This window comes from Rhodococcus sp. 11-3, assembly GCF_023704055.1.
GTDB lineage: Bacteria > Actinomycetota > Actinomycetes > Mycobacteriales > Mycobacteriaceae > Rhodococcus > Rhodococcus aetherivorans.
Map to the genome: position 1 here is coordinate 125,744 of NZ_CP080406.1, position 24,427 is coordinate 150,170.

The window sequence follows — 24,427 nt, forward strand, 5'->3', positions numbered from 1 at the left end:
GGCTACTGCCGTCCTTCCGCGGGCCGAATGTCACACCGCATCACTTCACGTGACCGTATGTGACATTCGGCCCCGACGTGCGGTGCGCGGTGCCGGCGATGTTCTCGAGCATGCCCTTGAAGATGATGCCGTGGAACGGCACGAGCGCATACCAGTAGATCCGTCCTGCAAGCCCTTTCGGAAAAAAGATCGCCCGCTGGTGCAGCCGGGCCCGGCCGGGATCGAGCGGCTCGATGCGCCACTCGAGCCACGCCCCGCCCGGCGCCCGCATCTCGGCCCGCAGCCGCAGCAGGGTGGGACGTTCGAGGCGCTCGACGCGCCAGAAGTCGAGCGCGTCCCCGGTGTGCAGGGTGCGCGGGTTCCGGCGGCCCCGGGACAGACCGACGCCGCCGACGAACCGGTCGAGCCACCCGCGGATCGTCCAGGCGAGCGGGAAGGAGTACCAGCCGTTCTCGCCGCCGATGCTCTCGACCACCTCCCACACCGTGCCGGCGTCGGTGTCGCAGTCGATAACGCGCTCGTCGACGAAGACCGCCTCCCCCGCCCAGTGCGGGTCGGACGGCAGCGGTTCGGCGGGGGCGCCGACGGGCGACGCACTCGCCCAGGTGGTTTCGACGTCGCCGCGCTCGATCTTGTGCAGGGCCAGACGGACCGCCTCGCGGTAGCCGGTCAGTCCGCCGGGCGGCGGCGGGATCACCTCGTCGATATCGTGTTCGGCGACCACCGCGTCGTTGCTCAACGACTCGATCAGCGCCCGGCCCAGCGACGGCGGGATCGGGGTGACCAGCCCGATCCACAGGCCCGCGAGCTTCGGGGTGAGAACGGGCAACACCAGGATGCGGCGCCGGCGCAGGCCCGCGACCTCGGCGTACACCTGCATCATCTCGCCGTAGCGCAGCACGTCCGGGCCGCCGATGTCGTAGGTGCGGCTGCGGGGGAGGGGAGCGGTGGCCGCGCCCACCAGGTAATGCAGCACGTCGCGCACCGCGATGGGCTGGATCTTGTTGTTCACCCACTTCGGGGTGGTCATCAGGGGCAGACGGTTGCTCAGGTGCCGGATCATCTCGAACGACGCGGAGCCCGAACCGATCACCACCCCGGCCTGCAGCACCAGGGTGGGCACGCCGGACTCCACGAGGATCCGGCCCACCTGCTCCCGGGAACGCAGATGCGTGGAGAGATCGGCCGTGTCCGGGTGCAGCCCACCGAGATACACGATGCGCTGCACCCCGGCCGCCCGGGCGGCGGCGGCGACGTTCTCGGCCTCGGCGCGTTCGGTGTCGATGAATTCGCCGCGCCCGCCCATCGAATGCACCAGGTAGTACAGGACGTCGATGTCCCGGCAGGCGACGGCCAGGGACTCCGGGTCGGTCAGGTCGCCGCGCACGATCTCGACGTCGCCGGCCCACGGCACGTCCCGCAACTTGTCGGGGGTCCGGGCCAGTACCCGCACCCGGTGCCCCGCGTCGATCAGCAGCGGGGCGAGCCGGCCCCCGATGTAGCCGGTCGCCCCGGTGACGAGGATGCGCAGCGGAGGGGAGCTCATCCGTTCTCCACTCATCCGTTCTCCACGATGTGGCCGAGTTGGTGCCGCAGGCAGGCCTCGAGCTTCGGCCGGCGGAAGCGGTGCCCGTGGTCGACCAGGCACCGCGGGACGACGCACTGGTCGGCCGTGGCGACCTCACGCGCGCCTTCCTCGCCGAGCAGCAGCCGCGGTCCGAACCCGGGCACCGGCAGCAGCGCCGGCCGGTGCAGCACCCGCGCCAGGGTGCGGGTGTATTCGTCGTTGCGAACCGGCTCCGGTGCAACGGCATTGATGGGGCCCGCGATGCGGGGGTCGGCGAGGGCCCGGTGGTAGACGTCGAGCAGGTCGTCGAGGTCGATCCACGACAGCCACTGCCGGCCGGTGCCGAGCCGGCCGCCGAGCCCGGCCTCGAACAGGGGGCGTTGCAACTGCAGCGGCCCGCCGCGCGGTGTCTGCACGATCCCGGTCCGCACCAGTACCACGCGCAGCCCGCCCGCGGCGGCGGGCGCGGTGGCGGCCTCCCAGTCGGCGACGACGTCGGCGAGGAACCCGGTGCCGCGCTGCGCATCCTCGGTGAGCGGCTCGTCGCCGCGGTCGTAGCCGTAGAACCCGATCGCCGACGCGGACACGAACGTCGCGGGTCCGTTCGGAGTGCGTGCCGCGAGATCGGCCAGCAGCCGGGTGGGTTCGATCCTGCTGTCCCGGATCGCGGTCTTGTGAGCGTCGCTGAAGCGCCCGGAGATCGAGGCGCCGGCGAGGTGGACGACGGCGTCGATCCCCTCGAGCAGGTCGGGTGCGGGGTCGTTCGGATCCCAGCGACGTTCGTCGTCGCCGCGCGGTTCGCCGCGTACGAGGCTGACGACGTGATAGCCGCCGGTGCTCAGGTATGCGGTCAGTGCGGTGCCGACCAGGCCCGACGTCCCGGTGACGGCGACCGTGGCGGGCCGCACCCCCTGCTCGTGTGACCATTGGTGGGCGGCGAGGTCGTCGGCGAGCTGACGGTGCCGGTAGAGGAAGGTCTGCTTCAGCAGCTGCTCCGGGACGGGCGTGTCGACCCGGTCGGTGACGCGGGTGCGACGGTCGCCGAGGGCCTCGAAGGTGTGCTCGTGCCGCCACGACACGGCGATCCCCGCGGGCAGCGACGTGAGCCCGTCGCGGCCGACGCTGTCGACGAACCGTGCGGGCGGGTCGTAGGCGTCGGGCTGGTGATCGGCGATCCAGCGCAATCCGCCCGGCAGACCGAGGACGGCCCGGCCCGACTCGAGGGAGTCGGATTCGGTGATCACCCGCAGCGGCTGCCACGGGGGGAGCAGGCGCCTGACCGCACCCGGTCGGCTGTGCCAATCGAAGACGTCGCGGCGTGGCGCGTCGACGACGCTCGAGTACGTGATGCCCATCGTGCCTTCCTCGGCCTGGTCCGGGTGTGCGGGAGCGGCGCCGGGAGAACTCCCGGCGCCGCCGTGGAATCAGCTGGGAATCATGTTGATGAGGATGGTGTATGCGTTCACCAGAGGAGTGTGGATCGCCATGAACGCCGTTTCGACGAGTTCTCGCATTGTCGTGTTCCTCTCGGTTGTCCGTCCGGGACGGGGGTGGTCCGTCCCATCGGCATTCGGAGCGGTGCGCGGCCCGGATGGGTCAGCCTTTTCCGCTGATCCGCCCGTACCGGTCGAGTGCCACCTGCCGTTCGTGGGCGTGGTCGACGATCGGCGCCGGGTACCCGTCCGGCGGACCGTCCGGGAGCCGGTGCACGCGTTTGCCGTTCACGCCCCGCAGCTCGGGTACCCAACGGCGCACATATTCACCCGTCGGATCGAACTTCTCCCCCTGCGTGATCGGGTTGAACACCCGGAAGTAGGGCGCGGCGTCGGTGCCGCTGCCGGCGGTCCACTGCCACCCGTGCTGGTTCGAGGCCAGGTCGCCGTCGACGAGCCGGTCCATGAAATGCCGGGCGCCCCACCACCAGGGCAGGTGCAGATCCTTGGCGAGGAACGACGCGACGATCATGCGGAGCCGGTTGTGCATCCAGCCCTCGGCGAGCAGCTGCCGCATGCCCGCGTCCACGATGGGGAAGCCGGTACGGCCCTCCTTCCATGCGGCGAAGGCACGTTCGGCGTCGGGGCCGCTGTCGTAGGTGATGTCGTCGAAGCGGCGGTTGTAGTTGCGGCGAGCCGTGTCGGGCCGGTGGTACAGCACGTCCGCATAGAAGTCGCGCCAGGCCAGTTCGCTGCGCAGCCGGTTCGCCGCGCCGCCGTGGTCGGATCGCACGTCGTGCAGCAGGGTGCGCGGGTGGATGCACCCGAACTTCAGGTAGGGGGAGAGCCGGCTGGTGCGGTCGAGGTCCGGCCGGTCCCGCTCGGTGTCGTAGTGCGGCAGGTCGTCGTCGCGGAACTCGTGCCAGCGGTGCAGCGCGGCGGCTTCCCCGGCGGCTGGCAGCGTGACCCCGTCGAGGTCGTCGTCGCCGGGGATCGGCACCCGCGCGTCGAGATTGCCGGGGTCGATCCAGTCGACGGTGCCGGCGTCGGTGGCGGCCGGGGCTCGCCAGCCGTGTTCGTGCCACGCCCGCTGGAAGGGGGTGAACACCTTGTAGGGGGTGTCGTCGGGCTTACGGACGCGGCCGGGCGCGACGGCGTAGGGCGAGCCGGTGCGCACCAGCGGGACATCGCCGAGCGCCCGCTCGACGGCCTCGTCGCGGCGGGTGCCGTAGGGGCCGTGGTCGGAACTGATGTGCACCGCGTCGGCGTCGAGTTCCCGGGCGAGTGCCGGGACGACGGTGACGGGGTCGCCGTGGGTGACGAGCAGCCGTCCGCCCAGGTCCTCGTCGAGGGCGCGCAGGCACCGCATCAGGAAGGTGCGGCGCGGGGATCCGGACGGGCGCAGCAGCGACTCGTCGAGCACGAACAGCGCGAGTGCCCGGTCGGAGGTGTCGGCGACGGACAACAGGGTGGGCAGGTCCCGCAGCCGCAGATCACGGCGGAACCAGACGATACCGGGTCGGCTCACTCGTCCAGTGTGCGTGAGAACGGGGCCCGGCGTGGGCCGGGCGGGCGGGTCGAGGTCGGGCGGGTCGAAAGCACTGCGGGTGAGAGACTGGCCTCATGTCCGACGTGTTCGAAGTGCCCATCCGCGACGAGTCCATCCGGCTCGGTCAATTCCTCAAGCTGGCGAGCCTGATCGAATCCGGCGCCGAGGCGAAGGAAGTGATCGCCGAGGGACTCGTCAGCGTCAACGGGGAGGTGGAGGTGCGGCGCGGGCGGCAGCTGCACGTCGGGGACATCGTGGAGATCGGGGCCGCCGCCGCACGCGTGACGGCCGGGGCGTGAGCCTCGAGGTGACGGCCTGCAGCGCCGGTGCGACCACAGCTGCAGCCTCCGAAATCCTCGATCCCCTGCGACGTTCAGGGGAGACGCCGCACCTGTTTGCCGAGGGCGAACAAACGGCGGGCGAGCCTCATGACGGGAATACCCAGCGGAATCAGGATGATCGTTACGCACAGTAGCCCACCGACGAGCCACACCACCGCCGCAAGGATCCCCACCACCGCCCCGAGCACGGCCGTGAGGATCCCCAGCACCGCATTGAGCAGGCCCTTCAGCGCTCGCATGATGACCTCCTGGTTACCAGTTTGCGCGCATACGGGCCGGGGCGCACTCGTTTTCGGTCGACCTCCCCACACCGGCTCGGCCCGCAGGTGATGCCCGGGTGCGGGAGGCGAAGGCTGTCTCGGAGGTGCTGTCAGTCGGTTTCGTCCGGGTCCTTGTCCTCGCGCCGGTCCAGGATGCCGGCGGTGACGCCGTAGGGCAGGAAGCGCACCGACCGGAGCGGGTCGGTGTTGTTCTTGTGGGCGCGCAGCGCCTCGAGTTCGGTGGGGAAAACCTGCTCGACGCGGGCGGTTCCGTCGCCGTCGAGCGTGTAGATCACCCACACGCCGTCGCCGGTCTCGCCGGCGGTGGGCGGTGCCGGGCGGGTGCGCGGCGCGCCGCCGAGGTCGGGGAAGATGCTCGACCACGGAATCCCGGCGTCCGGTTGCTCGACGAACCGGCCGATCTTGGCGGCCAGGTCCCGCAACCCTTCCCCGGCGTCGCGGAAGACGCGGTCGAGGTCTTCCGGGTCGAATCCGAACGGGTTGTTGTCGCCCATGAGGGCCTCCTGACGTCGCGGGCCGCACGTGCGGCCGTGATCCCTCCAGTGTGGGCACTGCCGCCGAACCTCGCCACCATCGGCTGAGAGGACGGCGGCCCGCGACGTCAGGAGGCGTGTTCGTGCGGCCGGACCGGTTCCGCCTTGCGGCACGCAGGGAGGTCCGCGCCGTTCGCAGCGCCACGAGCGTGCCGGTTCCCTATCGGTCCTCGGCGCGGACGACGATCCCGTCGTGGTCGCTGTAGAGCATCTCGCCCGGGTTGAACGTGACGCCGCCGAACTCCACCGGCACGTTCTTCTCGCCGGACCCGGTCTGGGTGCTCTTGCGCGGGTTGGTGCCGAGCGCCTTGATGCCGATCTCGAGGGTGCGCAGGATGGCCGAGTCGCGGACGGCGCCGTTGACGACGACACCGGCCCAGCCGTTGTCGACGCCGCGGCCGGCGATGATGTCGCCGACGAGGGCGGTGTGCACGCTGGCATCGCCGTCGACGACGAGGACGCCGCCGTTGCCGGGCTCGCCCAGGGTCTGCTTGACGAGCAGGTTGTCCTGGAAGCAGCGGATGGTGGTGATCCGGCCGGCGAAGACCTCGCGGCCGCCGAACTGGACGAACTGCGTGTCGCAACTGCGGATGTCGGGGCCGATCTCGTCGGCGAGGTCGGCGGTGGCCGGAACGTCGTTGGTGGAGGGTTCGCTCATACCGCCGAGAGTAGTGGGGTGACGGCGTCCACTCGGCGTGGGACGGATAGAGACAGATCATCTGCCTCTTTAGATTTCAAACCGGTAGATTCTTGTATCCTAAGTGCCATCGGGGCTGGGATGGATGACGCACACAGGACGGTGAAATGCCACTCGACGGAAGCTCGACGGTCGTTCGCGTGCCCAAGGCAGGTGAACTGATCGCCGCGAGCCTGCGCCGCCAGATCATCACCGGGGAACTGCACGCCGGCGAGCCGTTGCCGAACGAGGCCGCACTGATGGAACGCTTCGGCGTTTCCCGGCCCACGTTGCGGGAGGCGTTCCGCATTCTCGAGTCGGAAGGCATCATCACCGTCCTGCGCGGCGCCCACGGCGGTGCCCGCGTGCAGGCGCCGGACGGCTCGACCGCCGCCCGCTACACCGGGCTGCTGCTGCAGTACCGGGGTGTCCCGTTGGCCGACGTCTACCGCGCCCGCACCGAACTCGAGGTGGACGCCGTCGGCCTGCTCGCCGCCGCCCCCGCCGGGCGCATCGACACGCTCGCCGAACTGGTCGAGCGGGGCGAGGAACTCCTCGACGACCCCGCCGCCTTCGCCAAGTACGACACCGAGGTGCACCGGGCGGTGATGGAACTCGCCGGGAACCAGACGATGGCGGCGCTCGCGGGGATGTTGCTCGACATCATGGACGCACACAATGCGCTGTATCTGTCCACGCGCGCCGATTCGGCGGAACGTCCCGGGGCGTCCGCGGCGTTGCGTGCCAACCGCAAGCTCGTCACGTTGCTGCGAGGAGACGATGCCGAGGCGGCGCAAGCGTTCTGGCGCAGGCACCTCGACAGCGTCGAGCGGTACATGACGGGTGACTCGGCGACCACGCTCGTCGAGGTGCTGTCCTAGGACCCCGCGCTTCCAGGGCACCGTGCTCCCAGGGCACCGCGTCGAGGGGGACGTTGCCGCGCCGACATGCGAGAGGGGCGCTACGTAGCAGCCCCCTCGGCGCAGGAAACTCCCGCTCGGCTCAGCGCCCGAATCGCCGCTCGTACTCGTTGCGTTCGCGGTCGGCCCGCACCCGTGCCTTCTCGCCGAGCAGGTTGGGGTCGAGGCCGTGCTGCTCCAGGCGGTGCCGCCGCCAGATCTGCATCAGGGCGATCGCGAAGTACACCAGCGGGATGAAGAGCAGCGCCATCATCGCCAGCGGAATCCACACCGGCCCGGGGATGAGCAGGAACAGCGCCAGGAACGGCACGATCGGCAGGGTGAACCGCACGAGGTAACGCATCGTCGCGCCGGGCCCGACGAGGTCGTTGCGGACCCAGTCCTGGAGCGAGTCGGGGAGCGTGCGGCCGAACAGGTATCCGACGTACTGGGTAAAACTCGGTCGCGCACTACTCGTCATGTATCCGAGGATAGGCCGCCTATCCGTACAGCCCGGTGAGCCGGTCGGAGAAGTTGTCGATGACGATCTTGCGGCGCAGTTTCATGCTCGGCGTGAGGTCCCCGGCCTCGACCGACAGCTCGCGGTCGATGATGGTGAACTTCTTGACCTCCTCCCACCGGTTGAGCTGCTCGTTGAGCTGGTCGATGTACCCGGCGATCAGCTCACGGGTCTTCTCGTCCCGGGCGATCTCCGCGAACGACTTGTCGCCCATGCCGTTCTTCTGGGCCCACTCGTGGATCGCCTCCGGATCGAGGCCCACCAGCGCCACGCAGTACGGCCGGCCCTCGCCGTGGACGATGATCTCGCTCGCGTACGGGCACAGGCCCTTGAAGGTCGCGGCGATGGCGGACGGCGCGACGTACTTGCCCTGCGAGGTCTTGAACATGTCCTTCTTGCGGTCGGTGATCCGCAGGAACCCGTCGGAGTCCACCTCGCCGATGTCGCCGGTGTGGAACCAGCCGTCGTCCTCGAACGCCTCGGCGTCCGCGTCGGGACGATCGTGGTAACCGCTCATCACACCGGGACCCTTGATGAGGATCTCCCCGTCCTCGGCGATCTTGACCTCGGTCTCCGGGAAGGGCCAGCCGACCGTGCCGAAGCGGTAGGCGAGCGGCCGGTTGAGGAACGTCGCGGCGGAGGTCTCCGACAGCCCGTACCCCTCGAGGACGATGATGCCGACGGCATCGAACCACTGTGCGACGTCGCGGTCCAGCGGCGCGGACCCGGAGACGAAGAACCTCAGCCGGCCGCCGAACCGCTCCCGGATCTTGGAGAAGACGAGCTTGTCGGCGACCTTGTACTGCAACCGGTCCAGCAGCGACGGGTTGCGGCCCTCCTGCTTGGCCTTCGAGACCCGCGTTCCGACCCCGACGGCCCAGTCGAAGATCTTCTTCTTGATGCCGCCCTCCTCCGCCATCATCGCCTCGATGCGCGCGTGAGCCTTCTCGAAGACGCGTGGGGCCGCGCCCATGAAGGTCGGCCGCACGACGGCGAGGTTCTCGACGATCTTCTCGACCCGGCCGTCGATGGCGGTGGGCATGCCCACCTGCAGGGGCAGGCTCAGCAGCACCTTGCCGAACACGTGCGACAGGGGCAACCACAGGTACTGCAGATCGTCCGGGCCGAGAATGCCGAGGGCATCGACGGCGGCGGCGGTGTACGTCCACGCCGAGTGCGGCAGCCGCACGCCCTTGGGCTTGCCGGTGGTGCCGGACGTGTAGATGAGGGTGGCGAGGTGCTCCGGCCGGATCTCCCGGACCCGATCCTCGACGACGTTCGGCGACTCCGCGATCAGCTGCCGGCCCCGCTCCTCGAGGTCGGCCAGGGTGATCACCCAGTCGCCGTCCCCGGGGCCGTCGATCACCACCACCTGCTGCACGTGCGGCAGCTGTGCGCGCTGCTCGACGAGCTTGTCGACCTGCGTCCTGTCCTCGGCGACGACCACGCGGCTGCCCGAGTTGGACACGATGAACCCCACGTCGGGAGCCTTGGTGGTGGGGTAGACCGTCGTGGTCGCGGCGCCCGCGCACATCACCGCGAGGTCGATGATCACCCACTCGTACCGGGTCGACGACGCCAGCGCGATACGGTCCTCGGGCTCGACGCCGAGCGCGATCAGCCCGGCCGTGAGCAGGCGGACACGGTCACCGACCTGCTGCCACGTCACGCTCTCCCAGCCGTCGTCCTTCGGGAACCGGAACGCCTCCGTGCCGGGGCTGGCCGCGACACGATCGAGGAAGAGCCGAGCCACCGACGGTGCCCGCTTCTCGATCTTCGAGTGGTCGACGGGTTCGTCGGAGATTCGCAGCGCTGTCATACCCCGAGTCTAGGAAGGCCGCACGAACCGTGGGGAGGGTTTCGCCTGTTCGTTCCGGCGTCCGGTCCACCCTCACCGCGCCTGCCGGTGCTGCCGGGCGTGGGGCGAGCCGCGGCCGCCCGCAGTACCTGCCGCAGTACCTGCGGTGCGCGATCGGGGGCGCGTCCGTGATCGCGTTACTGAGCGCGTACAGCTGCCATCGGCCGGGCACCCCGGCGAGCCGGTGCCGGCTGTGCGACGTCGTCGCGTGACTCCTCGATGGGTCATGCAGTCACGGCCAGTCTCACCTCCTCGGCAGGGTCGGTGACGGTCTCGGCGGGCTTGTCGTTGCGGGGACGAGCCAGAACGTCCAGGCAACGTCAACGGCTACCGCGAGATCCTGGGTTTGGATGCCACTTCCGCCGAGGACGGGGCCGGCTGGCCGACCTCTTCCCGATCCCTGGTCGACCGCGGGCTGACCGGGGTGAAGGGGGTGACCTCCGATGCCCTCGCAGGCTGACGTCGGCGATCGGAGCGACCCTGCCCGGCGACTTGTGGCAGAGGTGCCGTACCTCTGCGCGACGAACTTCGCGGCTGTCACGCCGAGGCCGTCGTGGCCTAGGGGTACCGCCCGCTTGCGGGGACGATGAAGACACTGCTGTATTCGGTCTACGACTAACCGGATGGTGATGAAAATTCCCATTTACGCAGCTATTCCCACGAACCCCCAGCTGAGCGTGTTTTCGGTCGCCGGGACGGTGTCGGCTGTCCTCGCTCAGTGTTTCTGTCGGAATTCCACTTCAGTTGCTGCATTGCCCGCGACACGCTCGAGATAGTTGTCGGGCTTCGGAGCTGCGAGCTTCTACCCTGTGGATGTGCCGGTCCCCTCCGCGCGTGCACGGGTCGGCGGTGAGACGATCACCTATCTCCCCGCCGGAGGGAACGCCGCGCTCGCGGTGTCGACGGACGAGCTGTGGACCATCGAGTTCGAGCATGTCCAGCCGGTCCGCCGGTGTTCCTCGTTCAAGGGGAAGAAGAGTTTCAGCGGGCAATGGTGGTGTGCCACCATGGAGTGTCACGTGACGTTCGAGTCGTGGGTCGAGCGGGACTTCCTCGTCGACGCGGACTTCGATTCCCAGGTCCGGGGGATCGCCGCACAACCGTTCCGGCTCGAGTACCCCGGCGATGGCGAACGGCGCCGAGCACACACACCGGACTTCTTCCTGCGGTCAGCGAACGGTGACGGCATCGTCGTCGATGTGCGCCCGGACGATCGAATCGGACCCGACGACGTGACGGCATTCGAGGCGACCGCCCGGCTGTGCGACAAGGTCGGCTGGACCTACCGCCGGATCGGCGAGCAGCCGCCGGTGCGGGCGGCGAATCTGCGCTGGCTCGCCGGATATCGGCACGATCGGGTCGCCACCGACGACATCGCGAACGCGCTCCTCACCGCCCTGTCCGGCACGACCGGTCTGCCGATCGACACATTGGCCGACGCGGCCGGAGAACGGATCATCGTGCTGCCGAATCTGTTTCATCTCCTGTGGCGCCACCGGCTGCATGCCGACCTCGCCCACGCCCCGCTGACGCTCGATACTGTCGTCGAATCCGGTGACGTGCCGTGACCACGCCGGCCCACCTGCGTCTGGGCGACCTCCTGCGGGTCGGCGACACGCTCTACGAGCTGGTCGGGATCGACGGATCCGCCGCTCTGCTCGCCACCGCCGACGGCCGCATCACGGCCATTAAGGTCGCTACGCTGCTCGGCGATCCGACCTTCGAGATCGTCTCGTCGGCGCCTCGGCGCCGCCGCCTCGTACCCACGTATTTCGACGCGTTGCCCCCGCGGATACGTGAGCGCGCGGTGTGGCTCGAGGCGCACGTCACCGAGGTGCTCGACGGAATCCCGCTCGCCGAGAACGACACCGGAGCGGCTCCGCGCCCCGAATACGACATCACCCGCACCACGCTCCGGCAACGCGAACGCGCGAAGATCGGTGAACTCGCCCGATCGGACCGTCCCATGTCGTTGCAGGTGTTCCAACGCTACCGGCGCCGCTACGCGGCCACCGGACTCGCAGCGCTGATCGACAAACGCCCGGTACGCCGGACCTCGCCGACCGGCCGGGTCGACGAACGCTACGTCGATGCCCTGCATCATGCGCTCGCGGAGAACACCACCGCCTCCACCGGCACGGCCACCCGGTTGAAACGGGCCGTCGACCGGGCTGTGCGCGCCGAACACGGCGACGACACCGTGCCCATCCCTTCCCAGCAGACCTTCAACAGGCTCCTGGGTCGGCTACGGGAAGCCCGCCACGCGACCGGATCGGCCCACACCCGCCGGACCCTCGCCCACCAGCCCGGCACCCCGTTCGGGACGGTGGTGGCCACCCGGCCCGGTGAATGGATGCAGATCGACTCCACGCCGTTCGACGTCGCGCTCCGCCTCGACGAGGAGGTGAGCGGGCGCGTCGAGCTGACCGCACTCGTCGACGCCGCGACCCGCACGATCGCCGCGGCGGTCCTGCGCCCGACGACCAGGGCGGTGGACGCGTCCCTGCTGCTGGCGAAGGCGATGACCCCGGAACCGATGCGCCCCGGCTGGCCACAGGCGGTGTCGATGGCCTGCTCCGCGCTGCCGTACCGGGTGCTGCGCCGGGTCGACGACCGGCTCGAGCATGCCGCGGCACGGCCGGTGATCGTGCCCGAGACCATCGTCTACGACCACGGCAGCGTCTACCTGTCGTCGACGTTCCGCAACGCCTGCCGCACCTTCGGGATCAACGCGCAGCCCGCCCACGAGGACACCCCCACCGACAAACCGATCATCGAACGCACCCTCGAATCGGTGAAAACCCTGTTCGCCCAGTATGTTACCGGCTATCTGGGTGCCTCGGTCGAACACCGCGGCACCCACCCCGACCGGCAGGCGGTGTTCTCCCTGGTCGAGGTGCAGGACCTGCTCGACGAATGGATCGTCACTCATTGGCAGAACCGACCCCACGACGGCCTGCGTGATCCGCTGAACCCACAGCGGGTGCTGACCCCCAACGAGAAGTACGCGGCGCTGCTCGCCGTCGCCGGCTACGTTCCGGTTCAGCTCTCGCCCGAGGACTACATCGCGCTGCTGCCGGCGACACCCCGGGTGATCAACTCCTACGGCATCAAGATCAACCACCGGGTCTACGACAGCGACGAACTCAACCGCTACCGCGGCCAACTTTCGGGACCCACAGCCTTGGGCACGCGGTGGCAGGTGCACTACGACCCCTACGACGTGACCCGCATCTGGGTGCGCAACCACCGTGACGGCGGATTCCTCCTCGCCTACTGGCGGCAACTGCACGCCATGCCGCAGCCGTTCGGCGACGCCGCGTGGGAGCACGCCCGCAGGATCGTCGCCGACCGCGGCGAGAGCACACCGTCGGAGGAGACGATCAAGGCCGCCGTCGACGACCTGCTCGACCGGGCCGGCCCGCCACCGCCACCGCATCCCCGCCGCAAGCGCCGCACGAAGACCGCGCAGGACAGGCGGGTGGCCGCCCGCACCCGTGCGGCCACTGCCGCACCGACGCCGATACCCGAGGCCCCGCCGGCGGCGGCGATGTTCGCGCCCGAAGACGCCGAGGACGTCGCCGACATCGTCCCGTTGCCCGTCTTCGACGCCGACAAGGAGTCCCGCACATGGTGGTGACAGCATCGGCGGACGAGGAGCAACTCGATCCGCGGCAGGTCCCCTCGGTCACCCTGCAGGGGTGGCGCTCCTTCGTCGACGCCACACCCGCCACCTGCACCCTCCTCGACACCCCCGCCCGGGAGGCGTTGTCACCGGCCCAGCGGATGGGATACGACGACCGGCGCATCGCCTACCACTCGGAACTGGTGATCATCGAAACCTCCACCGTCCGCCACCTCACCCACCAGGGCCGGCTGCTGACCCTGCTCAACCAACGCGAATGCGGCGCCCGCCGCGCCCTGATCGTCTCCGGGCCGTGGGCCAGCGGCAAGACGACCGGCATCAAACTGCTCGGCAAGGTCCACGAACAGAACATCCGCCGCAAATACCCCGGCCAGGACCGCATCCCCGTCGTCTACATCACCACCCCACCGAAGGGCTCCCCCCGCAAACTCGCCTCCGAGTTCGCGCACTTCCTGGGCCTGCCCGACAAACCCCGCCACAACACCACCGACATCGCCGACTCGGTCTGCCGGGTGCTCACCGAGGCCCGCACCGACCTGGTGATCGTCGACGAGATCCACAACCTGAACCTGGCCACCAGCGTCGGTGAGGACATGTCCGATCACCTCAAATACTTCACCGAGCACATGCCCGCCACCTTCGTCTACGCCGGCATCAACGTCGAACGCTCCGGCCTGTTCACCGGGATGCGCGGCCAGCAGATCTCCGCCCGCTCGGTGCTGGTGCGCACCGGCCCGTTCGCCTACGACCGCGAATGGAAAGCCCTCGTCGCCTCCCTCGAATCCGCGCTGCGCCTCTACGCCCACACGCCGGGCACGCTCACCCGCAACGCGAAATACCTCCACCAACGCACCGGCGGATCGATCAGCAGCCTCTCGCACCTGATCCGCGTGGCCGCGATCAGCGCGATCCTCTCCGGCGACGAGGCCATCACCCGCAGCACCCTCGACGAGACCATCATCGACCACGCCGCCGAGTCCGCGACCGCCCACCGCGCCGCCTCCGGCCCATGATTCCCCCGGCGACCCGCCACCACGTCCGGCGCCGCCTGCCCCGCCGCGTCGCCCCGTTCCCCAACGAGCATCTCTCCAGCTACCTGCACCGGCTCGCCGAGGCAAACGGACTGCCGGGCAGCGCATTCGGACACCACGTCGCGGACACCGCCCTCCCCGACCGGGAGACCTTCCATGACCTCACCGGCCTGCCGGAACGCACCCTGGTCTTCGCCCTCCCCGAACTGCGCACCCCTGACGACGTCACCACCTACCCGGCACTGCGAGGACGCCCCACGGCGGTCGGCTCCTCGAACTACTGCCCGTACTGCGCCGGTCTGCGCGGGCGCGCCCGGCCCGTGCGTGTGTGGGCAACCCACGAGCAGGTCCTGTGTCGGCGGCACCGGATCTGGACCGGCGGGCCGGTGCTCACGTTCGAAGACCGGTGGTCACGTATCGACATCTCGGTGCTGCCCGACGTCCTTGCGGCGCACCGCCGCCACCAGCGGCTGATCGTGCGGTTCGGCCGCGAACAGGTCCGCCACGCATTCGAGGACGCGTCCTACCTCGTCCACGAGTGGCACAAGCAACTGCCGTGGCCGTTCCGGTCCATCCACGCTCGGTTGGCCGTTCTCGAACCGGACCCCGGACGGTGGTGTCTGTCGTCGGCGATCTGCCGGACCGCCGAATACCCTGTGGCCGTCGCGGTGACTACCTTCCTCGCCGACCCGGTATGGCGAAACCGGTTGCTGCACATGGACGCGACGGACCAAGACGAAACGATCGGCTGTCTCACAGAGACCGTCACAGCCGGCTCCGTCCCGGCCGGCGTGTTCGATGCGCTGCTCACACGATGCATCGAGCACCGTCACCACGCCCGGACAGGACCCGCCGAAACCGTCATCTCACCCGCCGAAACCGTCATCTGACCCGTCGAAGTCCCGAACCGGCCCCGAGGTTCACACCCGGGGTGGCCGAGAGGTGAGCAGCAGACGCCGTCCGCTTTTTTGCAAGTACGATTCGACGATTTGCGACAATTATCTTGGCCGTCTGTCGCCACCGCCGCTCGAGATAGTTGTTGCACCGCAGGTAAACTCCCTGCTCTCCGACAACTATCTCGAGCGAGGACATCGGCGCCCGTCCGGTACCGTTCCCACCCGTGGATACGGACACCGAACCGGCCGACGAAGGCCAGATTGTGGAGTCTCGGGCGATCGCGGGGCCGGCGGCGCCGGACATCACGGCGACGACCGCCTCCCGGATCGCCGAGTCGGTGGCGTCGGCGCGGGCCGCCGGCACCCGCCGCACCTACGCCTCGGCGTGGCGGGCCTTCACCACCTGGTGCACCAATGAGGGTCACACCGCGCTGCCGGCGCATCCGGTCACCGTCGCCGCCTACCTGGTCGCGTGCGCCGACACCGTCACCGAGGCGGGGGAGCGGGCCTTTGCCCCGGCGACCCTGGCGCATCGCCTGGCCGCGATCGCCCACCACCACCGCCAGGCCGGGCACCCGAGCCCGACCGGCGACGACCTGGTGAAAGCGACGATGTCCGGGATCCGGCGCGGCTATGCCACCGCGGGCGGGCGGCCCCGCAGCCCGCGGGAGCCGCTGCTCACCGCCGACATCGTGGCGATCGTCGACAAGGCCCGCGCCGACTGCCGGGGCTGGGCGGACGAGGTGGTCGAACGCCGCGATGCCGCGATCCTGCTGCTCGGGTTCGCCGGGGCCTTCCGCCGCAGCGAACTCGTCGCCCTCACGTGCAGCGACGTGGCGTTGCACCGGCTCGACGGCCTGCACATCCGCCTCCGCAAGTCGAAGACCGACCAGGAGGGCCGCGGCACCGTTCGCGCCCTGCCCTTCACCCACGGCCACACCAGCTGCCCGCCGTGCGCGTGGCTGCGGTGGGCGCAGGTGGTCGCCGCCCACGACGCCGGGGGCCGGCCCGGAGTGATCCGGCTGCTCCGCACCGCGGAACCGTTCGCGGCGCACGTGTGCCGCGGCACCCGCCCCCGCACCGGCAGCGGAACGCCGCTGCTGCGCGCGATCCGAAAAAACGGCCACCTCTCCGAGACGGCACTCTCGGGGGCGGCGGTGCACCACGCGATCCGCCGCCGCGCCCAACAGGCCGGCTACGACCCCGAGATCGTGAAGCAGTTGGGTGGGCATTCGCTGCGGGCCGGGTTCGTCACCCAGGCCTTCCGCAACGGCGCGAGCGCGCACGCGATCATGCGCCAGACCGGGCACACCACCCCCGCCATGCTCGAGGTCTACGCCCGCGAACACGCCCCGCTGCTCGGCAACGCTGTCACCAACCTGGGCTTATAGCGCGATGAGTACCACGATGGAGCACGACGATACTTGCCAGAGTTCCCTGTCCGAGCTGCGGATCCCGGCGCGGTATCGGCACGACTGGGCGCTGTTCGCCGACTGGTGCGCCGCCACCGACCACCGGCCCATCCCCGCCAGCCCAGGCACGCTCGCGCTGTTCCTGCATGAACATCCCGCCGCGGTCGCGACCCAGCGGCGCCGCCTGTCGGCGATCAACACCGTCCACACCCGGCACGGCTATCCTTCACCCGGGCGGACCGAGACGGTGCGCCGCCACCTCGACACCGCTCGTGCGCAGCGACTCGACCGGCTGTCCCGACTGTTGCTGCAACGGGCGGTCGAGCTGCCCACCAACGGCTGGCCGACTGGACTGTTCGGCCGCCGCGACGCGATGCTACTCGTCCTCGCCGCCACCGGGATGAGCTTCATCGACACCACCCGGCTCCGCCGCCGCGACATTCGCATAGGCGGCGACACCCTCCAGATCACCACCCGGGCCGGTGAACGCTTCCGACTCCCACCGGATCCCGAGACCGGGGACAACCCCGCGGTCGGGATCTATCAGCGGTGGGCAGAGATTCAGGCGTTTCTCGACCAGCACCCGGGCACACATCTACTGCGCCATCACCTCACCGAACCGACCGAGGTCATCGCGGATCCGCTCGATGCGGAGCAGGCCCGGCAGCCGTTGCTGTGTCCGATCGACCGCTGGGGACACCTCCCGCACACGCAGCCAATGACTCCGCAGTCGGTGTCGGCGCTGGTGCGAGCGCACCTGTCCGAACGAGCACCGGTACGTAAGCCGTTGCCGGTAAGGCCCCAGGACGACGATGCCTGGATCGAGCCCGAGATCACCCTCGACCCGTCCTACTACGAACGTGGCACCACTGCCCGACGCCACGCACACGAGACTCTCGACGATCTCAGCGATCTCTTCGATGAGATCGAAGCTCGCGCCGATGCGTTGTTCGATGATCTGTGCACGGTGCTGGACGGGCTGTAATTGCGCGACTCGGCACGCCGCTGCAAGGACAAGCGCGGGAACCGATTCCCGCACCCTGGATCGACGACACGAGCACTCACCCCTTCCCGCGCAGCCGGTCAGACCATCGGCGGAGCGGTGTCAAGGCCCTTCGGCGATCGCCTTGACCGCGTTCAAGGTTGCTGGTATCCCGGACAGGGCCGCGTCGCGCCGCACGTCGAGCTGAGCCTGCGCTTCGCTGCCGAACCTCTCGGCGAACATTTCGAAACCGGCTGGTTGGACCGCCCACGATTCAGTCAGCGACGTACCGGTCCCGTCGGGCGCGAGGGTGTAGGACCAGCGGACGGCGTTACCGGCGACCATCCATGCGAACTCGACCGGTTTCTCCGCCGCGATGACCTGCGACTCGGTTTCCCAGGCCCGGTCGCCATCTTATTTCGGCCATGAACCAGGCACCGACTGCGGCCTTTCGCTCGGCGATCATACCGAGCAATGTCCGATACCGATTGCCCGCCCACAAGCTTCGAGTCATCGCGGACAGCAGCGCCGCGTCGTCCCCTGTTCGTCGTGTTGATCGGGAACTCGTGACCCGAGCGGTGACAGGGTTGGAGCGACGAAGTGGTTCGAGTCCTCGGCATCGTCCACCCAATCGAGGATGTACGTTGAGCTCGAAGCCGAGCGCCTGCTGGCTGAGCAGTTCCGTCTGCTCGGATACCTGCAGCTCGTGGTGGGTGGAAGGCGTCGTTGCTGAAGGGGAGTGCTTGTGGAGCTGGTCAGTGGATGGGAGCAAGCGCTCACAGTCCTGCTGGTGGTGATTCCCGGGTTTGTGTACCAGGGTGTGCGTGGGCGACTACAGGGCCCGACGCCTGCTGAACGCGAGGTCAGCGTCAGGTTCTTGCGGGCAGTTTCGGTGTCCGCCGGGCTCGCCTTGGTATACATCGTCGTCCTCGGTGACACCTTGACTCAAGCCGTGACCGAGCCACTGTCCTCCCTCGAACATCCGCGGGTGACTGCACTTGCTGCCGCGGTGATGGTGTTTGTAGTTCCCGCTCTCGTCGCCGTCGTCGAGTTCGCGTTCAAGGTCAAGCGAGTTCTTCCCGACTCGAAGTGGGGTGAGCGATTCCGGTCATATGATCCGACACCTACGGCTTGGGACTACTACTCCTCCCGCATGATCGCCCCGGATGACTTCGTGCGGGTATTGACGAAGGAGGGCGGCTGGATCGGGGGACAAGTGGGGGCGACTGGGTTCTTTACAGGCTACCCCGAGACCCGGGAGGTGTTCCTCGAGACCGCGTATGCGCTCGACGAGAGCGGCACGTTCGGGGAGGCAGTGCATGCATCGGCGGGCATGTGGATCGACTGCAGCGACGCGCAGCTGGTCCAGGTTCTCCGCAACCAGGCCCAGGTAGGGGACTCGAGTGATAATGGGAGAGACGGACCGACTGGAGCGGGTGATGGTCAGTGACTACGAACAGCAAGTCGACCGCTGATGGCGAGGCTAAGGCGCCGAGTAGCTGGCTGCCGCCACGGAAGGGCGGTTACACCCCGAGTGTTCGCGCAAAGACGCTGCGAGAGCCTGGGCGAAAGCCGCCGCCGGCGCCGAGAGGGTCCGCCGGTATCGGACAGCAACATCAGTCCAAGGCTGTTCCTACCGAGACACCCAAGGGTGTGCCGGCCGAGACGAGCGCGACGTGACCGGCGAGGACGGCGCGGCGACCGGGGGAGAAAATCGCCCCACCACGCACAGAATGGATACATCCGAGAACGAGGAGAAGGGCTATCGCCCGACCTCCCGCAAGCCGCCGCCGACGCCGCCGACGCCACCGCCTGCAGGCGGCGGTGGGGTAAGCAAACCCAAGAAGTAGACGTACCTGGCAGTGGGCGTGGCGGTTCGTCGAGGTGGCAACCCGGGTTCAGACCGCTGTGGAGGTGTCGGGATCCTTCTTCGGGTTGAGCTTCGGAACTGGTGGTTCATCTATCCCGAACAGTCCCCACGGGGTTATCTCTGTCACCGTCTTGACGATATTTCCCAGGTAGGCCACGAAGACGGTGTGATCGATACCGGTCGCCTGGAATGGGATGGATCCGTCCGCATTCCGCTTCCCACGGGCCTCGATCGACGTCGACGGGTGGAAGTAGGCGAGAGGGCCCGTGAGTCGGAGAGTCCTGTCGAAGAGCTGGACGGTATTCCCGAACACTGCCAGGGACGCGCACAGCCCCGACTTGACCTCCCCGCCGGGGTGGGTGTGCCCGTCCAGTACTCGGCGGGGGATCGGCGCGATACCGCCGTCGAGAATGATGCGCAGGATGCGGAGCCAGATCCGCTCAAGTCCGCTGATCTCCATGGGCATCGCGAAAATGCTCCCTGTCCGGTCCTGCACCCGGTCCAGGTCGCGGGCGATGTCCGCGGTCGCCGTGAGGTCGGCATCGTCGATCCCGCCGAAGTGCTCATCGACGGTCAGGGTGCTCAGCTTCTGGCCATCCAGGTGGATCTGGATCGTCTCGGCTCGCCGGATCGCGTGTCTGAGATCAATGCCGCGGTACACCTCCCGCGGCTCGCAGCCGGTGGTGTCGAGCGTGATCGTGCTGCGACCCTCGCTGCCGACAGTGAAGGGCACCAGCATGGTGATCTCGAGTGACCGGTGGAACCCTGCGGTGATGGAGCAGCCATCGGACCCGTAGGAGCCGCGGGTGATCAAGCCTTCATGGACTGTCGTTTCGAGGCCGGTATCGTCGTACAGCGATAGCCGCACGGCCTTGCCCTCGAGGGCCTCGACCCCTTCGGCTTCGCCGATCAGAATCTTTGAGAGCTCACCGTCCGGTGACATGAACTCGGGGCCGAACCAGGTGAAGTCCTTGATGACCTCCGCGGGCAGCACGACCTCGCCTGGCGCACCGAAGCCGAGGACATCTCGAATGGTGCCGGCGAGGGTCTCGTCTGCTTCCGCAATGTCAATCCCAAATTTCACACCCAACGGGCTCACTTCCGCCGAACGAGCGTGCTTCGCACGCGGAGTCACGATGGTGGCTCCGCGGTACGAGGAGTAATCCAGGGTCCAGTGCTCGTCCTGTGTGGCGACGACGCGGTCGAGGCCACGGATCCGAGAATCCAAGTCGGCGACGCCGCCGGTGAGCGCGGATTCCTCGGCGCGGTGCAACTTCACGAGCTCGTCGAAGTGGTTGTCCCGCGAGAACATGTCCAGTAGGTCGGGGTTGTCCAGGAGCTTCGCGTCGAGCTTGGGCTGGTCGATCATGTCGAACTTCGGCTTCGGGTCCTCGACCTTGGCGACCAACTTGTCGGTCACGTACGTGACGATCGAGTCCTTGTAATTGCAGGGGACGACGAGGACCCATTCATCAGGCCGAGGCTCCAGTTTCATCGCCTTCTCAAACGAGCCCTTGATCTGTGCCTTGCGGGTGGTCTCGTTGCTGGAGAGCCCGTCGGTGTAGAACTTGAGCTGGTAGACGATCCGTCGGTCCGGATAGTCGACGAGGATGTCGATGCCCTTGTCGCCGCCGCGGTCGTCGGGAATCCGCACGTCAGCTGCTCCGCTGTGTTCGCGAATCAGGAGTTGCTCGACTGCCCACTCGAAGTCTTCGCGTTCCGCGTACTTCCAGTTCGGACCGACGCCCATGCGTCCCTTCAATTGCGCCTCCCACCAGTGAGTTCATGTAACAGTAGCGGAGCGCTATCGCGAGTGAATTGGACGATATGCCAACGTCCCTCCGCCATCGAGAATCGGGTGCGGAGCGCCCGGCGGGCAAATTGAGGATCTGTCGCCCTTTCCGTGAAGCTACTTCCACGCTTCACTATTCGAGGTGGATGACACGTTTCCGGAGCAGGTCGAGGTTGGCTCGCCCGTACATCTGCCGCTCGAGCGTTTTGATCCGGTTCACGTGCCCTTCGACCGGCCCGGAGCTCAAGTTCGAGGGTCAGGCCGGCAATGACGGCATCGAGGTCACGGCGCAGGCCCGCGGTGAAGGACCGCAGGGTCGGTGATCCGGTGGCGTCGACGCTGGTCATCCAACTGAGGAGTTCGAGTCCGTGCCGCTGGACTATGATCTCGGCGAAGCCGCGAACGTGCTCGCGCAGGGCTGTCAGTGCGGGGCTGTGTTCGAGGATTTGGGCGAGTCGGCGACTGTCGGCGTCGGTGAGACGGTCGGGTCGGGAGGTCAACCACCCGGTGACCTGCCGGGCGGATGGCGCCGGCGGTGGTGCCGGCCTCGTCCGGAGCGCAGCACGCAGTGGTGCCGGAAACCGGCGGACGGTCTTGGCGTTGCCTCGGTAACCACGCTCGGTGATCTCTGCGGTCAGGCGGGCGGCGTCGGTGCATCCCGCGGCGAAGCGGTCATGCAGGTAGGTTTCGTGTTCGCTGAGCAAGGTGGGTCCTGCCGTCCGGGTGGTGGTCAGCAGTTCGTCGAGGCTATGGGCACGGGCGAAGCGGCGGACGGTCTTGCGGTCGAGGTCCAGTTTCCTGCTGATCGCTGAGATCGTCATCCCGCTCGAGACGAGTCGTTGCACGGCGGCATGCCGTTCCCTGGTGCGGGGGACCAACCGGCCGTCTGACACATCGTTACCTGTAATGCTTGTACCACAGTCGATCTCACTAGCAGTGGTGTCGGTGACGACCTCGCCGGGGTCGGCGGGTTCGACCGGTGGACGACGGTCGCAACGGTGCCCAACCACGGTGTCCTCGACCGCGCCGACCAGGCCCAGCCACAGGTGCCATCGGTCGGCGACCTGCACCGCATCCGGCGCGCCGATGCGGACGGCTTCGGCGTAGGCACCCGCCCGGTCACGCACACCACCTCGGCGCCCGGATGTTCCTGCAGCCATGCGGCGACGGTGTCGCTGGTGCGGTCCGGCAGCAGATCGATCGGCCGGCTCGTGGTCAGATCCACGATGACGGTGCCATAGTGGTGGCCGCGCCGGACGGCGAAGTCGTCGACCCCCAGAATCGGTGTCTGCTCGACCGGTCGGTCCGGGATTGCGCGCACCGCACGCAGCAGGGTGTCGCGGCCGGCCGCGATCCCGAGCCTGGCTGCCAGGCGGGCGCCGGCGCGTCCGGCCAGCGCCAGCCCGATTGCTTCGAACACCGCGTTGAGCACGGTCGTTCGACGGGCGCACCGTTTCGTCAATCCAGGTATCTGTTCGGCGAATGATTGTCGTGCAATGCGTGTTGATGCAGAAGAATAGGCGCACGGTCAGTTCGAGTTCGACCGGCAGACACCGATCGCTGTGTCGGCTAGTCTGCGCCGGTGCCGGGAATGGACCCGGCTCGACAATGTGTCGCATTCGGGCACTGCGCTTCGTGTGGTGAGGGTGGGCGTGGATTCGGATCGTGGATCCGGCGAGGCGGACGGCGTCGAGGACCACCTCGGTCAAATGCGGCAGTAGGGCTGTTAGGGGCGCGAGGTCACAGCATGATGATCTTGGTCTATACCGAATCGTCCCTGATCAGGGGCATGAGGGGACCTTCACGGAAAGTGCGACAGATCCACCTTCGCTGAGCCTCATCACCGGATTGCGGAACCGAACGCGATCCGTCCGACGTGCTTGACGATCCGGTTATAGCCCTCGCTCCGCGCGTTCGACAGGCCGGTCTCGATCGCCCGAATGATCGGGTCCTGCCAGGTCTCCACGGTACGGGCCAACGCGGTGACCTCAGGTACCGAGCAGGCGGCACAGAACTTGTAGAACCGATACAACGCGGCCCGGATCTCATACCGCAGCCCACCACGGGCGGTGCAGGCCAGCAGGTCTCGTAGTAACTCTTTGGCGATCCAAGCCGCGGCGATCTCCTCGCTCGGGTCGGCGGTGAGCAGCTTGGTGAACAGTTCCCTGCGCTGCTCGATGGTGAGGGTCTCGGCGCCCCGCAGCAACCGACGACGGTTGATCCACTCGACATCGCTCTTGCGGCCGGTCGGCCCCGGTGGGTCTGGGTGACTCGCCGGCGCACCGCATCGACGATCTCGTTGGCCTTCTTGACCAGGTGAAACCGGTCGACGACCAGCTCGGCGTGTGGCAACGCCTCGCGTACCGCCTTGGCGTAGACACCGGACAGGTCGATGGTGACGTGGGTGATCTGCCGCCGCCACTGCTCGTCGCGCTGGTGGAGCCAGTCGAACACCGCCGCCGAGGCGCGGCCGTTGACCTGGGCGAGCAGCCCCTGGTCGCCGGCGATGTCGACCAGGCCAGTGTCCCACCGGTCCACCCAGCGCCGGGCTCCGGTGATCGGATCGGTCTCCCACTTCGCCTTGCCTCGGCGGGTCTCGTCGATGCCGAGGACGGTCACCGGGCCGGGCTCGTCGTCGAGGGCGGTGTCGGCGACGGCGACGACCTTGTCGTGGACGGTGTGCCAGGCGCACCGGTACTCGGCGGTGACCGCGGCCACCGAACGGTCGTCGTCGAGGACACCGGCGGCCATCATCGTCTTCGCCCGTGGGGTGACCCGAGCACGGGCCGCGATGCCCGGAACCGATTCGGTGAACACCGTGCGATCGCAGACCCTATTGGCGCACAACCATTTCCGTTTCTGTCATTCGAGCAGGGGACGGTCGGGTCCGACCTGCACATCGCGGGGACGAGTGGTGACCCAGCCCTTCGATCGGGTCGACTTCTGCCCGCACTGTGGGCACACGCCGACCCATCGAGGGTCGGTGCCGAGCCGGACGACCCGGTTGCCATCGTCGACGCGCCGCACCGACTCGACGACGATGCCGTCGAGATCGAGCAGCAGTGAACTACCGTGGAGCATGCCGCGTTCCTTGTTGTCCTGGATGCCTGAAGAACACCCAGCTCACAAGGGCGCGGGCCC

The 24,427-nt window shown here is 68.4% G+C and carries 22 protein-coding genes and 2 pseudogenes; 12 read left to right on the forward strand and 12 right to left on the reverse strand.

From position 1 onward, the window contains the following. Positions 1-40: 40 nt before the first annotated feature. The 3 genes from KZJ41_RS00555 to KZJ41_RS00565 all read right to left on the reverse strand — a co-directional run bounded on the left by KZJ41_RS00555 (position 41) and on the right by KZJ41_RS00565 (position 4,528). Positions 41-1,546 carry an SDR family oxidoreductase gene (locus KZJ41_RS00555; RefSeq protein ID WP_084648694.1) on the reverse strand — a complete coding sequence of 502 codons (1,506 nt, stop codon included), beginning with the start codon at positions 1,544-1,546 and terminating at the stop codon, positions 41-43. 11 nt (positions 1,547-1,557) lie between these two features. Beyond that, positions 1,558-2,922 carry a TIGR01777 family oxidoreductase gene (locus KZJ41_RS00560; protein WP_006931521.1) on the reverse strand — a complete coding sequence of 455 codons (1,365 nt, stop codon included), beginning with the start codon at positions 2,920-2,922 and terminating at the stop codon, positions 1,558-1,560. A gap of 241 nt (positions 2,923-3,163) precedes the next feature. Then, complete coding sequence (locus tag KZJ41_RS00565; protein ID WP_251549991.1) at positions 3,164-4,528, reverse strand: deoxyribodipyrimidine photo-lyase; 1,365 nt, start codon at positions 4,526-4,528, stop codon at positions 3,164-3,166. Between the two features lie 95 nt (positions 4,529-4,623). Here KZJ41_RS00565 and KZJ41_RS00570 point away from each other — a divergent pair, with 95 nt between their 5' ends. Beyond that, positions 4,624-4,848 carry an RNA-binding S4 domain-containing protein gene (locus tag KZJ41_RS00570; protein ID WP_006931525.1) on the forward strand — a complete coding sequence of 75 codons (225 nt, stop codon included), beginning with the start codon at positions 4,624-4,626 and terminating at the stop codon, positions 4,846-4,848. A 74-nt stretch (positions 4,849-4,922) separates the two neighbouring features. Here the strand turns inward: KZJ41_RS00570 and KZJ41_RS00575 are convergent, their stop codons facing one another. The 3 genes from KZJ41_RS00575 to rraA form a co-directional block, all read right to left on the reverse strand. Beyond that, positions 4,923-5,129 (reverse strand): hypothetical protein, encoded by a 207-nt coding sequence (locus tag KZJ41_RS00575; RefSeq protein ID WP_006931527.1) that lies wholly within the window; start codon positions 5,127-5,129, stop codon positions 4,923-4,925. A 131-nt stretch (positions 5,130-5,260) separates the two neighbouring features. Then, positions 5,261-5,665, reverse strand: coding sequence for a hypothetical protein (locus KZJ41_RS00580; RefSeq protein ID WP_050034305.1), 405 nt, complete (start codon positions 5,663-5,665; stop codon positions 5,261-5,263). Between the two features lie 199 nt (positions 5,666-5,864). Further along, complete coding sequence (gene rraA, locus KZJ41_RS00585) at positions 5,865-6,362, reverse strand: ribonuclease E activity regulator RraA (protein ID WP_029546851.1); 498 nt, start codon at positions 6,360-6,362, stop codon at positions 5,865-5,867. Between the two features lie 146 nt (positions 6,363-6,508). On the opposite strand from rraA, the gene KZJ41_RS00590 reads away from it, so the two are divergent. Then, entirely contained in the window at positions 6,509-7,261 is a 753-nt protein-coding gene (locus tag KZJ41_RS00590; RefSeq protein WP_006931543.1) for a FadR/GntR family transcriptional regulator, read from the forward strand. A gap of 121 nt (positions 7,262-7,382) precedes the next feature. On the opposite strand, the gene KZJ41_RS00595 is transcribed toward KZJ41_RS00590, so the two are convergent. Together KZJ41_RS00595 and KZJ41_RS00600 are read right to left on the reverse strand one after the other, a co-directional pair. After that, positions 7,383-7,760 (reverse strand): DUF5313 family protein, encoded by a 378-nt coding sequence (locus tag KZJ41_RS00595; RefSeq protein ID WP_006931544.1) that lies wholly within the window; start codon positions 7,758-7,760, stop codon positions 7,383-7,385. Positions 7,761-7,779: 19 nt separating this feature from the next. Continuing rightward, positions 7,780-9,618 carry a long-chain fatty acid--CoA ligase gene (locus KZJ41_RS00600; protein WP_251549993.1) on the reverse strand — a complete coding sequence of 613 codons (1,839 nt, stop codon included), beginning with the start codon at positions 9,616-9,618 and terminating at the stop codon, positions 7,780-7,782. Between the two features lie 355 nt (positions 9,619-9,973). Here KZJ41_RS00600 and KZJ41_RS00605 point away from each other — a divergent pair. From KZJ41_RS00605 to KZJ41_RS00635, 7 genes and pseudogenes are all read left to right on the forward strand, one after another. Then, positions 9,974-10,217 (forward strand): annotated as a pseudogene (locus KZJ41_RS00605) (transposase); the annotation flags it as partial. 255 nt (positions 10,218-10,472) lie between these two features. After that, positions 10,473-11,225 carry a TnsA-like heteromeric transposase endonuclease subunit gene (locus KZJ41_RS00610; RefSeq protein WP_251549995.1) on the forward strand — a complete coding sequence of 251 codons (753 nt, stop codon included), beginning with the start codon at positions 10,473-10,475 and terminating at the stop codon, positions 11,223-11,225. Further along, the gene (locus tag KZJ41_RS00615) at positions 11,222-13,297 is read left to right on the forward strand and encodes a Mu transposase C-terminal domain-containing protein (RefSeq protein WP_251549997.1); all 2,076 of its coding nucleotides are present in this window, start codon (positions 11,222-11,224) and stop codon (positions 13,295-13,297) included. Before KZJ41_RS00610 ends, KZJ41_RS00615 begins: the two co-directional genes overlap by 4 nt. After that, positions 13,288-14,316, forward strand: a complete 1,029-nt coding sequence (locus tag KZJ41_RS00620) for an ATP-binding protein (RefSeq protein ID WP_251549999.1) — start codon at positions 13,288-13,290, stop codon at positions 14,314-14,316. The genes KZJ41_RS00615 and KZJ41_RS00620 overlap by 10 nt, the downstream gene beginning before the upstream one ends. Beyond that, on the forward strand, positions 14,313-15,224 hold the full coding sequence (locus KZJ41_RS00625) for a TniQ family protein (protein ID WP_251550001.1): 912 nt from the start codon (positions 14,313-14,315) through the stop codon (positions 15,222-15,224). The genes KZJ41_RS00620 and KZJ41_RS00625 overlap by 4 nt, the downstream gene beginning before the upstream one ends. Positions 15,225-15,454: 230 nt before the next feature. Further along, positions 15,455-16,621 carry a site-specific integrase gene (locus KZJ41_RS00630; RefSeq protein ID WP_251550003.1) on the forward strand — a complete coding sequence of 389 codons (1,167 nt, stop codon included), beginning with the start codon at positions 15,455-15,457 and terminating at the stop codon, positions 16,619-16,621. 16 nt (positions 16,622-16,637) lie between these two features. Beyond that, complete coding sequence (locus tag KZJ41_RS00635) at positions 16,638-17,627, forward strand: hypothetical protein (RefSeq protein WP_251550004.1); 990 nt, start codon at positions 16,638-16,640, stop codon at positions 17,625-17,627. 120 nt (positions 17,628-17,747) lie between these two features. On the opposite strand, the gene KZJ41_RS00640 is transcribed toward KZJ41_RS00635, so the two are convergent. Next, a complete protein-coding gene (locus KZJ41_RS00640) occupies positions 17,748-17,969 on the reverse strand; it encodes a hypothetical protein (protein WP_251550006.1) in 222 nt (73 codons plus the stop codon). A 400-nt stretch (positions 17,970-18,369) separates the two neighbouring features. Between KZJ41_RS00640 and KZJ41_RS00645 the strand changes: the two genes are divergently transcribed. Further along, the gene (locus tag KZJ41_RS00645; RefSeq protein ID WP_251550008.1) at positions 18,370-19,074 is read left to right on the forward strand and encodes a DUF6338 family protein; all 705 of its coding nucleotides are present in this window, start codon (positions 18,370-18,372) and stop codon (positions 19,072-19,074) included. Positions 19,075-19,522: 448 nt separating this feature from the next. On the opposite strand, the gene KZJ41_RS00650 is transcribed toward KZJ41_RS00645, so the two are convergent. Next, on the reverse strand, positions 19,523-21,256 hold the full coding sequence (locus tag KZJ41_RS00650; protein ID WP_251550009.1) for a hypothetical protein: 1,734 nt from the start codon (positions 21,254-21,256) through the stop codon (positions 19,523-19,525). A gap of 398 nt (positions 21,257-21,654) precedes the next feature. On the opposite strand from KZJ41_RS00650, the gene KZJ41_RS00655 reads away from it, so the two are divergent. Continuing rightward, complete coding sequence (locus KZJ41_RS00655; RefSeq protein WP_251550011.1) at positions 21,655-22,098, forward strand: hypothetical protein; 444 nt, start codon at positions 21,655-21,657, stop codon at positions 22,096-22,098. Positions 22,099-22,103: 5 nt separating this feature from the next. Here the strand turns inward: KZJ41_RS00655 and KZJ41_RS00660 are convergent, their stop codons facing one another. Beyond that, positions 22,104-22,511 carry a hypothetical protein gene (locus KZJ41_RS00660; protein ID WP_251551059.1) on the reverse strand — a complete coding sequence of 136 codons (408 nt, stop codon included), beginning with the start codon at positions 22,509-22,511 and terminating at the stop codon, positions 22,104-22,106. On the opposite strand from KZJ41_RS00660, the gene KZJ41_RS00665 reads away from it, so the two are divergent. Then, on the forward strand, positions 22,431-22,772 hold the full coding sequence (locus KZJ41_RS00665) for a hypothetical protein (RefSeq protein ID WP_251551061.1): 342 nt from the start codon (positions 22,431-22,433) through the stop codon (positions 22,770-22,772). The genes KZJ41_RS00660 and KZJ41_RS00665 overlap by 81 nt on opposite strands. A gap of 369 nt (positions 22,773-23,141) precedes the next feature. On the opposite strand, the pseudogene KZJ41_RS00670 reads toward KZJ41_RS00665, so the two are convergent. Continuing rightward, positions 23,142-24,413, reverse strand: a pseudogene (locus KZJ41_RS00670) (ISL3 family transposase); the annotation flags it as partial. Between the last annotated feature and the right edge of the window lie 14 nt (positions 24,414-24,427).

Coding starts and splice junctions, on each gene's coding strand:
- KZJ41_RS00555 (WP_084648694.1), bottom strand. CDS start 1,546: ATGAGCTCCCCTCCGCTGCGCATCCTCGTCACCGGGGCGACCGGCTAC.
- KZJ41_RS00560 (WP_006931521.1), bottom strand. CDS start 2,922: ATGGGCATCACGTACTCGAGCGTCGTCGACGCGCCACGCCGCGACGTC.
- KZJ41_RS00570 (WP_006931525.1), top strand. CDS start 4,624: ATGTCCGACGTGTTCGAAGTGCCCATCCGCGACGAGTCCATCCGGCTC.
- KZJ41_RS00575 (WP_006931527.1), bottom strand. CDS start 5,129: ATGCGAGCGCTGAAGGGCCTGCTCAATGCGGTGCTGGGGATCCTCACG.
- KZJ41_RS00580 (WP_050034305.1), bottom strand. CDS start 5,665: ATGGGCGACAACAACCCGTTCGGATTCGACCCGGAAGACCTCGACCGC.
- rraA (WP_029546851.1), bottom strand. CDS start 6,362: ATGAGCGAACCCTCCACCAACGACGTTCCGGCCACCGCCGACCTCGCC.
- KZJ41_RS00590 (WP_006931543.1), top strand. CDS start 6,509: ATGCCACTCGACGGAAGCTCGACGGTCGTTCGCGTGCCCAAGGCAGGT.
- KZJ41_RS00595 (WP_006931544.1), bottom strand. CDS start 7,760: ATGACGAGTAGTGCGCGACCGAGTTTTACCCAGTACGTCGGATACCTG.
- KZJ41_RS00600 (WP_251549993.1), bottom strand. CDS start 9,618: ATGACAGCGCTGCGAATCTCCGACGAACCCGTCGACCACTCGAAGATC.
- KZJ41_RS00620 (WP_251549999.1), top strand. CDS start 13,288: ATGGTGGTGACAGCATCGGCGGACGAGGAGCAACTCGATCCGCGGCAG.
- KZJ41_RS00625 (WP_251550001.1), top strand. CDS start 14,313: ATGATTCCCCCGGCGACCCGCCACCACGTCCGGCGCCGCCTGCCCCGC.
- KZJ41_RS00635 (WP_251550004.1), top strand. CDS start 16,638: ATGGAGCACGACGATACTTGCCAGAGTTCCCTGTCCGAGCTGCGGATC.
- KZJ41_RS00640 (WP_251550006.1), bottom strand. CDS start 17,969: ATGGTCGCCGGTAACGCCGTCCGCTGGTCCTACACCCTCGCGCCCGAC.
- KZJ41_RS00665 (WP_251551061.1), top strand. CDS start 22,431: ATGTTCCTGCAGCCATGCGGCGACGGTGTCGCTGGTGCGGTCCGGCAG.